12 protein-coding genes are annotated in these 12,307 nt (G+C 60.7%); 5 read left to right on the forward strand and 7 right to left on the reverse strand.

What is annotated here, in order from left to right; translation table 11 throughout:
* Positions 1-31 precede the first annotated feature (31 nt).
* Entirely contained in the window at positions 32-232 is a 201-nt protein-coding gene (locus NF876_RS18445) for a NepR family anti-sigma factor (protein WP_262265878.1), read from the reverse strand.
* 339 nt (positions 233-571) lie between these two features.
* Positions 572-1,294: a LuxR C-terminal-related transcriptional regulator gene (locus NF876_RS18450; protein WP_262265879.1), complete on the reverse strand. Its 723-nt coding sequence runs from the start codon at positions 1,292-1,294 to the stop codon at positions 572-574.
* 553 nt (positions 1,295-1,847) lie between these two features.
* Between NF876_RS18450 and NF876_RS18455 the strand changes: the two genes are divergently transcribed.
* Positions 1,848-2,177: a hypothetical protein gene (locus NF876_RS18455; RefSeq protein ID WP_262265880.1), complete on the forward strand. Its 330-nt coding sequence runs from the start codon at positions 1,848-1,850 to the stop codon at positions 2,175-2,177.
* 53 nt (positions 2,178-2,230) lie between these two features.
* Here NF876_RS18455 and NF876_RS18460 read toward each other — a convergent pair whose 3' ends face one another.
* From NF876_RS18460 to ku, 5 genes are all read right to left on the reverse strand, one after another.
* Positions 2,231-3,022, reverse strand: a complete 792-nt coding sequence (locus NF876_RS18460; protein ID WP_262265881.1) for a GAF domain-containing protein — start codon at positions 3,020-3,022, stop codon at positions 2,231-2,233.
* A 197-nt stretch (positions 3,023-3,219) separates the two neighbouring features.
* Positions 3,220-3,750 (reverse strand): hypothetical protein, encoded by a 531-nt coding sequence (locus NF876_RS18465; RefSeq protein ID WP_262270127.1) that lies wholly within the window; start codon positions 3,748-3,750, stop codon positions 3,220-3,222.
* 89 nt (positions 3,751-3,839) lie between these two features.
* The gene (locus NF876_RS18470; protein WP_262265883.1) at positions 3,840-4,043 is read right to left on the reverse strand and encodes a hypothetical protein; all 204 of its coding nucleotides are present in this window, start codon (positions 4,041-4,043) and stop codon (positions 3,840-3,842) included.
* A gap of 251 nt (positions 4,044-4,294) precedes the next feature.
* Positions 4,295-6,874, reverse strand: coding sequence for a DNA ligase D (gene ligD, locus NF876_RS18475; RefSeq protein ID WP_262265884.1), 2,580 nt, complete (start codon positions 6,872-6,874; stop codon positions 4,295-4,297).
* Between the two features lie 32 nt (positions 6,875-6,906).
* The gene (gene ku, locus NF876_RS18480; protein WP_262265885.1) at positions 6,907-7,788 is read right to left on the reverse strand and encodes a non-homologous end joining protein Ku; all 882 of its coding nucleotides are present in this window, start codon (positions 7,786-7,788) and stop codon (positions 6,907-6,909) included.
* A 198-nt stretch (positions 7,789-7,986) separates the two neighbouring features.
* Between ku and NF876_RS18485 the strand changes: the two genes are divergently transcribed.
* The 4 genes from NF876_RS18485 to NF876_RS18500 form a co-directional block, all read left to right on the forward strand.
* The gene (locus tag NF876_RS18485) at positions 7,987-8,175 is read left to right on the forward strand and encodes a DUF3606 domain-containing protein (RefSeq protein WP_262265886.1); all 189 of its coding nucleotides are present in this window, start codon (positions 7,987-7,989) and stop codon (positions 8,173-8,175) included.
* A 14-nt stretch (positions 8,176-8,189) separates the two neighbouring features.
* Positions 8,190-8,951 (forward strand): DUF72 domain-containing protein, encoded by a 762-nt coding sequence (locus NF876_RS18490; protein ID WP_262270128.1) that lies wholly within the window; start codon positions 8,190-8,192, stop codon positions 8,949-8,951.
* 187 nt (positions 8,952-9,138) lie between these two features.
* Positions 9,139-10,365: a glycosyltransferase gene (locus tag NF876_RS18495; RefSeq protein ID WP_262270129.1), complete on the forward strand. Its 1,227-nt coding sequence runs from the start codon at positions 9,139-9,141 to the stop codon at positions 10,363-10,365.
* 1,692 nt (positions 10,366-12,057) lie between these two features.
* Positions 12,058-12,307: UvrD-helicase domain-containing protein (locus tag NF876_RS18500; RefSeq protein WP_262270130.1), on the forward strand; the 250-nt coding region annotated here is incomplete at its 3' end.

The raw sequence follows: 12,307 nt of genomic DNA on the forward strand, positions 1-12,307 counted from the left end.
TCACTCATTCCATTGTTGCTGAAGGTTCAGCTTAGCGGGCGTCGGACGCCGCTATCTGCTTGTTCTCAAGCTCTTGCACAAGAGCTTTCAGCCGGTCCGGAAGGTCAGCTGCGAGGATGTCGTTGTACTGGCTGCGCAGGGAATGCCCCAGGATGAAGGTCACCTGCTCCTGCGAAAAGTTCAGGCTGTCTGGAGTCTGCTTTGCCCACTGCTGTCTGTTGCTCTGCTGCATGGCATCGTTCTCATGGATGTCCCTGCATTGCCCTTGTTAACATATGTGAAGGGCAACTCACCCTTTCGGGTTAGGTTTCAGCGCGGCTGTATGTGTTTGCTGTAACCGCTTGGTCCGTCAGGGGCGAAGGTGGAGGCCCGAAAGCAATCGATATTTTCTTTGCGGCCACGCTGGAATAGGCCGGTTCTCCCGTCGTTTGCCTATCTGACGGGTCGTTCGCTCCAGTTCGACCGTCTGAAAAGGGATCGCCGTTCCTCTCTCAATAACGACGGCGTCAATCTTCGGGCCCCTCCTCCAAGGAGCGGGCCCCTTTTCATGGAATGTGAGTGAACATCTCGCTTAGCTTGCGAGCTCCGCCTCTGGAGAGTTCGTGGCCGGAGCGAGGAACTGGGTTGCCCACATGGCCGCCTGGGTCCGATTGGCGGCCTTCGCCTTCCGCAAGATCGCCTTGACGTGAACCTTCACCGTAGCTTCGGCTACGCCAAGGTCTCGGGCGATGAGCTTGTTGGAGGCTCCCGTCGTGAGCAGCCGCAGGATCTGAGCCTCGCGGCCTGAGAACTTGGCTGGCAGCCCTGCAGGTTCATTCGCAGCGGCCATCATCGGCGCTCCAGGAGAGGAGGCTTGCTCGAGCATAGCCAGACTTACCGAGATCGGCAGGAACATCTCGCCCAACATAACCAACTCCAAGGCCGCGAGCACAGCGGCCTGCGGCATCCCTGTTGGGCACAGCCCGTCGAGCCCGGCGGTGCAGAGTTCCCGAACGGTCCAAGGATCGACGTTGTCACTGAGAGCCACCACGCGGGCGCTGGGATACTGCTCCTTCAATTGCTTGATCGTTTCAACAGCGGCGCCTGGCGGGAGGCTGTCGCAGAGAAGAACTAGCTCCGGGCTCTCCCCATCGGCCAGCCCATCATCCGCCACCACAAATCTGGTGCCTTTCAGGATGTACCTGACACCCGTCTGAAGCAGCGTATTTTGGCAGACCAGGTAGGTGGTGACTGAAGCGGGAGCATTCAGCGTCGAAGGGAGGGACTGCGTCCTATAGCCGATGTCTTGGTCCATGTTCAGAGTCCCCCTGTTCTTGTCAGACCGGATCGCCGCCAAAGCTTCACCCTTCCACCTGCGGCCCGCAGGTAGGGCCTTCCGGCAGAGCTGCCGTCTGGTCCGAGGGAGGGTGCCTAAGCGTGGGCGTCGTGTGGCATTAACGAGGCTAAACCATGGCAATTCCCAGATGGGTATGCCCCTCCGGGCTAAGCCAATCGAGGCAAACGGCCCTTTCCTTGTAAATGTTGGCCAAGCTGGAACGCCCCTACCTCATCATGATTAGAGGCTTGAAGGTTTGTTCATCGACACCTTCCTCCTCGGCCCTTGATCCCCGCTGACGATCCGAAGTCAGATCGGATGAAACGCTAGGCCAAGTTTCCGGTTATTGGTACGAGGGCAGCTACTGCCTTTAAGGCCAGGAGGCCTCCTCATCTACCTGGCAACGGCGGGTGAGGAGGCTTCCGCCATGGCTCCTTGCGGCTGGCGGACCTTAGGCCTTCGTTCCTCAAAGCTGCCGTAAGGCAAGAGGATCCAGTAACCTCTGGACCCGAAGACGTGAGCCGCAACGACGATGAGCAGCCTGCACCAATACCCGGCAATCTCGGCTCACAACGAAGAGACCGAGCCAGATCGGATCTCGCGCCTGCATGAGGCCTTTGGGGTCATGTGCGCCATTGCCCGCATGGTCTGGCGCGAAGAGACAGGCTACGGCTCGACTGAGCCGGGTCTGATCCATACCCGGTGGGACGGCGCAGTCATCGCTCTGCGGGACACCAGTGGACAACTTGAGGTCATCTGGGCCTCTGGCGATCACCGGGACCGCTTTGGCGTACTGGCCGAACTTGCATGGGAAGCCATGTCAGAGAAGCGGACGAACGTCGTTCACCGCCTCCCCACGTAAGCGGAATTATCCTAAGAACGAGCGGTCTCTAGCCTCGTCCGAAACCGGGCGCATCACCTGGACGATGTTAGGGTCACCCCAAGAGAACCATCAGGCGCACGGGTAAATTTCACGCCGTGCTCCTGGAATGCCAGCACAACGGCATCCACGCTGTCACGGCGGACCGAGGTTTCCCCGTGGATCTCCATGCGCTTGACCGAGGTTGGAGAGATGTTGGCTGCATCCGCCAGTTCTCGCGTCGACCAGTTCAGCAGTCCTCGGGCGGCTCGGATTTGAGCGCTTGTGGGTGCAATCCACGTCTCGAAGTCGAGCGATGGCTCCCTTGGGTCTGACGGAAGCGGCTGCGTATTAGCCTGACCGGTGACCTCCAGATGGTGCAACCAGAGCTCATCGACCACGAGCCGTCCCAGACTGCGAAGCAGCGTCATCTGGTGCTGGCTGAACGTCCGCGGCTTCAGGTCGGAGACACACAAGGCTCCTAGCCGGATTCCCGGCCGGATCGTCAGCGGAGCCCCGGCATAGAACCTGATGTGAGGCTCCCCTACTACGTAGGGGTTCTTCGCAAAGGTCCGATCGGCCAAGGCATCCGGCACGACGAACACCTCATTGTGTAGGATCGTGTAGTTACAAAAGACATTGTCGCGGGGCAGCTCGGACAACGACATTCCCTCTGGCTTAGCCTTGAAGAATAGCGATGTGCATCGGCCAAGGTCACATGAATCATTGGAACATCGAATAGCCGCAGCGCGATCCTGCAGATGCGATCGATGGCCGGCGTAGATGGGGTGTCGAGGGGGTGTCGAGAATGGCCAGGCTATGAAGGGCGGCGAGACGCTCGGCCTCATTATGCGGTTGTGGGAAAAGCATTTCGTGTCAGGAACTCTAGCTAAACAACGTAACAAAATAGTGCGCGACTCAAGGACTAACCACTGCCGCAGCGCGATACCGTATCAGGCTGGTCCCAAGCTGGAACCTATGCGGCAGACTCCTCTGAGCCATTGAGAGGATTTTCGTCGGGGATGACCATCAAACCCGTGCACGCCTAGTCGATGTCAGCGGTCAGGTAGGCGGCGACCAACTCTGCGAAGTCGCCAAAGGTCAATTCTTCGGGCTCAAGGTGGCGATCGGCACAGATCGCGGGTAGCTGGGACCGGAAAATCTCAAACTCCTCGGCGATCTTCCGGCCGCCGGGAATCTTGGGATCCCGGCTTTGGGTACGGAGCCATGTCGCAACCTGTTCGACGCACTTCCCCGGTTCGGTGCCGTGTGCGTGAATGTCAGCCCCGGCGATATCGGAAATGAATCTCTGGAAGCGGTACTGCTCGCGGTCGAGCACAAGAGCGCGCTTTGTTTTCTGGTCCCTATTCCCATAGCGTTTGGCTCCTAGGAACAGCCCAAGCTCCAGGGGCATGTTGAACCGGGGCAGCGGCGGGTCGCCGTCGACCTCAGTTCGCGAGATGTCGTGAATGCCATAGCGGCACTCCTCAATGATCGCCTCGATCTTGGAAAGCCGGTTCTCGGACGAATCGTCGGCCTCGAGCGCGCAGCGCGGGCTGAACCCGGAGCGCAGCACCGTGAAGACGATCGCCCAGAAGATGGGTTTGTAGGTGGGGTCAAACGGACAGTTGATGAAAACGTCCCGAGCCGAGGTCGACGCAGGCATTAACGTTTAGCAGTCGACCTGTCGCCTAGTGCCAATCCGGTTCTCTGGATCGTCTCGCGAATCTGTTTGGCCGTGAAGTGGGTTGGTTTGGCCTTGGCCCGAAGCACGACAACGCCATCGCTGGTCTTGCCCGCGACCTTGGAGCTACTCACGCCACCAGACTTCGCCGCGCGGCTGGGTTTCGTCGAGAACTTCTTCGCCATAGTGCTCATATTGAGACCGGACCCGCCCCCTTCAAGCTCCCTGCTCAGCAGGGTGAAGAAGTATTGTATCAATCGCCCACTCTCACGACAAGTTCGAACCTGAGCCTTTAGAGGGGATGCTGAGGAACCCGCACCATCAAGTCGGACTGAAGGGGTGAACCCCATCAGAGCTATAAAGATTGTCCCAATCCGAAGCGCGCCCGGCCAGCGGGCTGCCACTGGCGGGTCACTCCCAATTGCGCCAGTATCAGTTATCGTCGTCTTGATTGTTTCGGAATGACTTGGTTGACATTTCCAAAGTTGGCCCAAGGCTCGTCTGGAAAATGCGACAACCGCGCTGCAAGATTACCAATCCGATACTGGTTGCCGCTGCGGATCGCCGACAGTTCCTCCCACGTCAGCGGTGTTGAAACCGGTGCGCCGGCCCGGGCGCGCGTCGAATAGGCGGCCACAGCCGTCGCCCCCCGCCCGTTGCGCAGATAGTCGATGAAGATCCGCCCTGCTCGGGCCCGCTTCGCCATGGTGTCCGTGTAGAGAGCGGGGCTCGCCTTCGTCATGGCTGCTGCGACACCCGCCGCAAACGCTTTGGCCTCGTCCCACGATACCTTTGGCTGGAGTGGCACTACGACATGCAAACCTTTGCCTCCAGAGGTTTTCACGAAGCTTTCAAGGCCCAATCCCTTCAGATGGTCACGCACGTCGATCGCACCTTGTACGACCGCATCCCAGCTGACGCCCTCCCCCGGATCCAGGTCGAAGACGAGGCGATCGGGCTGCTCCGGGTTCTTCAGCGTGGAGCCCCAGGGATGTATCTCGAGTACGCCGACTTGCACCAGAGCGAGAAGGCCAGACAGATCCTTAATCGCGACGGCCTCGTCCTCTCCGACGCGGACCCGCTGGATCAGTTCCTCATCAAGCCCCGCCCATGCATGTTTCTGGAAAAAGCATTCCTTCTGCGATCCACCTGGGCAGCGCAGGAGCGAGAGCGGACGGTTCACGATGTGAGGTAGGATCCAATCTGCGATCTCCGTATAGAACTCAGCGAGCCCGAGCTTGGTGATCCCCTCATCCTCCCACAGAACGCGGTCGGGGTGCGTGAGATGGGCTTTCTCAAGGATCGCAGCACCAGGGCGTGTGTCGCGAGAGCCTTGCGCAGTTGTCTCCCGCACGACGTCCCGCGGATCCTTGTCCTCGCGCAGCCCTTGGAAAGAGCCCTGCCGGACCATGCCGTCATGGGTCCACCCGCGGAACTCCACCTCGGCGACCAGCTCCGGCCTGACCCACTTCACACCACGACCGGCAGCGGCAGGAATCTTGCCGGCAAAGGATGAGGCCTTCATCTCAATCGACGTGAGGGTCTTGTAGAGCGCGCCCGCCACCGCCGATGTGAAGCCGGTCCCGACGCGACCGACAGGAATGAGCTTGCCAGCCTCATAGACACCCATGACCAGTGAGCCCACAGCTTTCTTGCTCGCGCTCGAGGGCAAGTACCCGGCAATCACCAGTTCCTGGCGCTGCGTGCACTTCGACTTCACCCAGTCGTCGCCGCGGCCTGACCTGTAGGGCTGATCGGCGCGCTTGGAGATGATCCCCTCCAAACCCATCCGGCACGCGTGCCGCACGAGTGTTGCCCCATCCTCCTCGAGATGGTCGCTGAAGCGGATAGCCCCACCCTGAGGCAGGTCATCGAACAGAAGCCGTAATGCTGCCTTGCGGTCTGCCAGTGTCGCCTTCCTGAGGTCCTCGCCGTCGAGATAAAGCAGATCGAAGACATAGTAGACGAAGCGTTCGCCCTTCCCGCCCTTGAGTTCCTGCTGGAGCGCCGAGAAGCTTGAGACCCCTGCCTCATCCTCCACGACGATCTCGCCGTCGAGCAATGCCGATGGAGTCTTCATTTCTTTGAGGGCATTTGCGATTGGTTTGAACTTCGCTGTCCAATCGAGCCCTTTGCGAGTCAGAAGTTGGACCTGGCCGCCATCGATGCGGGCCTGCATGCGATAGCCATCGAGCTTGATCTCGTGAAGCCAATTGCGACCCCTTGGGGCACTCTCAACCAGTTGGGCCAAGGCTGGTTCAACGAAAGCTGGCAGAATGCCCTTCTTCGCACCTTTGACCTTTGAGGGTCGTCGCGATCTCTCCGGCGTGGATTTGGCTACCTTCTCGCGTGCAGCATGATCGACGCGGATGTCGCCTTGAGCGGCCAACTCCTCAATGATCCGGCCTGACTTTAGCGAGGTCGTCTCCTCCTCGAGGATATCGGGATCCTCAGACGTCCGGGCGGCCTCATCATCGGACTTGAGCAGCAGCCACTGCTCATTCCGCTCGCCGGGCTTGCCGCGGGTCCGCACAAGGTGCCACTTGCCTTTGAGGCGCTCGCCCTCAAGAGTGAACGTCAAGCGACCCCGGGAATAATCGGCATGAGGGTCGCCTTCGGGAATCCAGCGGCCCTGATCCCAGACGATCATCGTCCCGCCGCCATACTGGCCGGCCGGAATGACGCCCTCGAAATCAATGTACTGCAGGGGGTGGTCCTCGGTGTGCACCGAGAGGCGCTTTTCGCCCGGAACCAGGCTCGGCCCTCTCGTCACCGCCCAACTTTTGAGGACCCCATCGAGCTCCAGTCGCAGGTCGTAGTGCAGGCGGCGGGCATCATGTTTCTGGACGACGAAACGGTCACCCTGAGATTTGGCTCTCTTCGCCTTGGGTTCGCTCGTGACAGAGAAGTCGCGTTTCGCCCGATAGGTGGCAAGAGAACCGGAGGCTGTTTTCGTGGCGGTTCGGCCTCGCGACGGCGCCTTTCTGGCTTTCAGACTAGTTGATCCCGCAGCCATAGCACACTCCTACGCAACACACTTCATCGGTATTAGCCGGCCTTGCGCGCCTTCGTCTTGGGTGCGGGCTTTTTCGGCGCCTTGGTCTTCGCCGCGGCTTTCTTCGCCGGAGCAGCTTTCTTGCCTGCGGACCCCGCCTTCTCGGCCGAGACACTGCGCTTGAGCGCATCCATCAGATTGACGACGTTCGAGGGCTTCTCGGACGGCTCCTCCTTCACAGGCTTGCCGGCCTGCTTCGACTTCAGCAACTCAGCGACGGCTTCCTCGTACCGATCATCGAATTGCTTCGGATCGAAATGGGCCGCCTTGCTGTCGATGATGTGCGCGGCGAGATCCTTCATCTCCTTGGGATACTTCACCTCGCTGATGTCATCGAAGACCTTGTCCTCGTCACGAACCTCGTCGGCCGCGTGCAGGGTGGTTCCGACAAGCCCCTCATCCAGAGGCTCCAGCAGGATCATGCGCTCGCGCCGCGCCAGCACAATGCGGGCAATGCCAGCCATGCCTTTGTCGCGGATGGCATCACGAATAACGCAGAAGGCTTCGTTCGACACCTTGTCGGTCGGGGCGATGTAGTAGGCGGTATCAAGGAAGCGCTCGTCGACCTCCTCGCGTGGCACAAAGCTCTCGATGTCGATCGTGTGGGTGCTTTCCAGCTTCAGGGCGTCGAGTTCTTCGTCCTCGACCTGGATGTAGCTGCCCTTCCCGACCGCGAATCCTTTGACCTGGTCTTCACTCTCAACGACTTCCTCGGTCTCGCTGTCGACGAATTGGCGTTTCACGCGGTTGCCGGTCTTGCGGTTGAGGGTGTTGAACCGGATCTTCCCACCCGATGATGTGGAGGGATAGAGGCCGACCGCGCAGGACACGAGAGAGAGCTTGATATGACCTTTCCAAACCGTCCGCTCAGCCATGGGTGGAACTCCCAGCGATACGCTACTGTGTGACGGGCCCGCCAACCTTGACCGGCACCCTCACGAGTCAGCAACGTCGCCCCGAAATGACTCGTTCCGAGTTCTCCACAGGAGTCTCTGGCGCGGTTAACGACCCAGGAAACCACTCCCCATCGTGACGCATTTTTGAAGTGTCGTTGTTGTGTAAGGAGTAACGGAATGTCTGATGACAAAGCCAATCGTGGTGGTGCGGACCGCGGCCGGGTCGCCGGCGGAGAAGAGTACGAGGTCGGCTACTTTGCCCGGAAGCACGGCATCAGTGTTGCACAGGCCGAAGAGTTGATCAAAGAGCACGGGAATAGCCGCGAGAAGCTCGATGCAGCGGCTGGAAAGCTCAAGCGAGGCTAACCCCTGGTACCCTGATGCTGGGTATGAGTGAGCACCGCATCTTTGTTGGGACCGCCGCCTGGGCGATCCCAAAGCAGTACGACAATGCCTTCCCGCGCGAGGGCAGCCATCTGGTCCGCTATGCGAGCCGGTTTGACGGCGTTGAGATCAACTCCTCGTTTTATCGCCCACATCGCGTGTCGACGTATCAGCGCTGGGCCGGTGATGTCCCAGACGACTTCCGCTTTGCTGTGAAAATGCCGAAGACGATCACTCACGAGGGCCGCCTCCGGGAGGTCGATGAGCCGTTGCAGCGCTTTCTGGGAGAAGTCGCCGGATTGGGATCCAAGCTCGGACCGGTCCTCATCCAGCTTCCTCCGAGCCTGAAGTTCGACCCTGCGGACGTGCGATCATTCGTTGAGCGGCTCCGAGCGTCCTTCGACGGGGACGTCGTCTGTGAACCCCGGCATGCCTCATGGTTCACCGCCGATGTCGACGCCTTCCTGGTAGAGCACCGGATCGCCCGGGTGGCAGCGGATCCGAAGCCTCACCCAAATGCCGGCACACCGGGTGGTTGGACCAGTCTGGTCTACTACCGGCTGCATGGATCGCCGAAAATGTACTACTCGGCTTACTCGCAAGAGGTCATCGCGGAAACTGCCAAGACCCTTGGAGACCATGCGAGTGCTGGACGGGCAGCCTGGTGCATCTTCGACAATACGGCTGCTTTCGCTGCGACCGGCGATGCACTTAGCACGATGAAGCTTCTGCAGTCCCAGGCAACGGATAATCGTTAGTTCACCATAGCCGACCTTCCACGCGATCGCAGCAGAGCCTTGCGAGTATTCCTTGACAGCTTGAAGGGAGACGGAAGGGCGATCGCTACCTTCCATTATTGTTTTGTAGCGGCCCCCCGGCTTGCGGCAAGCCCCCTGTCATGCCTCATAACCGCGGCCCTCGATCAAACATGAGGGAGTGGTGAAGATGCGTGTGCTGTTGTCGACCTATGGGTCGCGTGGGGATGTCCAGCCGCTGGTGGCGCTTGGCTTGGCCTTGCAGGCGATCGGCGTGGAGGCGCTTGTATCGGCACCGGCCGATGCGGAGTTTGTCGAACTCCTAGGGCGAGAAGCCGTGCCGCTGGAACCGGCCTTCATGCCGGTACGCCAGTGGATCGAGCAGGCGAAGCAGTCTGGCCTGCGCCTGCCTCAGCTGGCAGCGAAGATGGTGCCGGCCCAGTTCGATGCGATTGCCGCGGCGGCCGAGGGCTGTGATGCAATTGTCGCGACCGGCTTGTTTCCTTCTGTGGCGGCTGCGCGGTCGGTGGCCGAAAAGCGGGGCATCCATTTTAGCTGGGCGGCCTTTTGCCCGCTCATGGTGCCGTCACCGCACCATCCGCCTATGGAATACCCCGGCTGGTCCCACCCACCGGAACTGACCGACAACCTGGCTCTGTGGGCGTTCAACGCCCAGGCGAAGAAGGCACTCTTCGGCGAAGCGGTCAACACTCACCGCGCCTCAATTGCCTTGCCAACCCTCGACAATGTTCGCGACCATGTCTTTACACATCGGCCATGGCTGGCATCGGACCCGGTTCTCAGCCCATGGCAGCCGACCGACCTGAACGACGCGGTCCAGACCGGGGCCTGGATCCTGCCGGACAGCCGTCCGCTCCCAGCCGGGTTGGAGGCATTTCTCGCTTCTGGAGAGCCTCCGGTTTATGTGGGCTTCGGCAGCATGGCGATGCACGCCGCGGAGGACCCAGCCCGTACGGCCATTGAGGCAGTCCGCGCGCAAGGCCGGCGCGTGATCCTTGGCCGAGGCTGGGCCAATCTCGCGTTGATCGATGATCAGGAAGACTGCTTCGTTGTCGGCGAGGTCAACCAGCAGGCGCTCTTCGCCCGGGTCGCCGCGGTCATGCACCATGGCGGCGCCGGAACAACCACGGCGGCTGCCCGCGCTGGCGCGCCGCAGGTAGTGGTGCCCCAAGTTGCCGACCAGCCCTATTGGGCAAGCCGTGTCACCGAACTCGGCATTGGTGCGGCGCACGATGGCTCGATTCCGAGAGCCGGGTCGCTCCTGGCTCCGCTCAGGACGGCGTTGGCGGCGGATACCCGCGAGCGGGCGTTCGCCGTTGCCAAGACGATCCGCAGCGACGGAGCAGTAATAGCTGCTGAATTGCTGGTTGCTGAGGTCCGAGGGAAGAGGCAGTAGCACTCAAACCGCTGCCCTCATCTGGGCCCGACCATGTGCCTGACAAAATGGAAAAGCCCAGGCTCCGGGGTCAACGGGCGGAATGCCTTCGCATCTCCTGCCGCGCCAGCTACGGGCCTGGGCTAATAGGGTACCAGACGGGCGCTCGCATCGTCAGGCAAGCGCAGGAACAGACCGGGCCGGAGTACATCCGTCCTGGCACGGTCTCATCGACGCTGGCGGTGACGCCCGCCGCTGTCGAAGTCCACAACACTGTCCGCTGGGGTAAGCCTGATATAAGGATTGATATACAATTCGCAAGCGGGTCAGGACGAACATTGTGTCGCAGCCTCGCTTGGCTCAAGAGGCGGAACACAGCCTACCAACGCGCCGAAGTCCCGCGGCCGAGCACCAACGTTTAGAAGGGGAACCTTGACCATAAGGAGACGTTTCCATCGGAGACCTCAGGAGCTCACATGCCAGTGTTTGGTTTGAACAAAGTTGCAGGCGCGGGCTTTGCCGCACTGGCGCTCGGCGGATCAACTCTGGTGAGCACATCGGCTGCCGTCGCCGCAGATCTCCCCCCATACTACGAGGATCAAGAGGCGGTTCTGGAGCGCCCACCAGTCCAGCGCAGGCTCGCGGTTGAGGAAACCTATATCGCCCCACCGGTCGAGCACAGGATCATTGGCCGTCGCGTGATTGAGCAAGACTTCGTTGGAGAGTATGAAGGGCCGGCCCTGGTGCCCCAGCGGCCTCTGCCGATTGTGCCCCTAGAGTATAGCGATGGTTTTGAAGGGCCTGCCTTGGTCCCTCCCCGGAATGTCCCAATCGTTTCTGGGCAGCCAGTCCTGCCTCCACCCGTATACCAGGAGAGAGCTGTCGGTATCCCTGCGCCGGTGGAGGAGTGCCGCGTTGTCGTAACGAAGCGGATCGACGCCTACGGTGATGTTTCCATGCGCAGAACAAGAATTTGCGACTGAAAGCGGCTCGCCGCATCCACTGTTCTTATTGTTACTCTGGTTCCCGCAGAGAGAGGCCCGCAGGCACCTTCAACTCGCCTTCGTCCCGACCCAGGTCCATGAACCGACCGTTCTTGGGAATGACCAACCCGTCCCCGATCATTGGCAACTTGGACATGGAGGTGCAGGTTATAGCCGATCGCTGTCCCGACGAAGTCTCAGTGCCTCTGAGCCGAACAGTGGCCCGCCCAGAGCCTGAAAGGCTCCCGTCTATCCGAATGCTCTGGTCGGGAAACGCCCAGGTGAAACGCTGGCCTGTCTGCCTCCACCTGCCCGGCCATTCGCCCGGTTTCGTCTGGGAGGCATCGAAAATGTAGGGGCTCACCTCACCGTTCTCGAACTCCCCTCCCCCGACGCCACCGCCCGGATAGAAGGTGATCACGAACTGAGATCGATCAGAAGCGCGGGTGCATTGCCAGAGTGTACCTGCGAGGCTCAGGCCGTCGGCCAGACTTGCAGCGGGACCCAAGACAATCCCGATCGCAGCAAGCAGAATGCCTCTCATGGCTCTTTCTCCGGCCCTAGGAACGATGCCGCCGCACTGTAATCTGCCGCCCGTTACCAAACTTGTCTGCCGTCCCGAGGATCACACCCCCAACAGGATTTGGATCGGGAGCAGCCCATCTTCCCTTGCGAACAAAACCAGAAATCAGGATCAATCGTCCGAGAAGAAACAAGGGACGATTCGTCAGTGTCCATCTCGGCTGGTTATCTCGACAAGCTCAACCCGGAACAGCGGCGGGCGGTGGAACACGGTGTCACCGATGGGAGGGCTCCGCCATCGCCGCGCCCGCTCTTGGTGATTGCCGGTGCGGGATCGGGCAAGACCAACACCTTGGCCCACCGGGTGGCGCATCTGATCGTCAACGGGGCCGATCCACGGCGCATCCTCCTCCTGACCTTCTCCCGCCGGGCCGCCGCCGAGATGGCGCGCCGGGTCG

This window comes from Microvirga yunnanensis, from assembly GCF_025460875.1.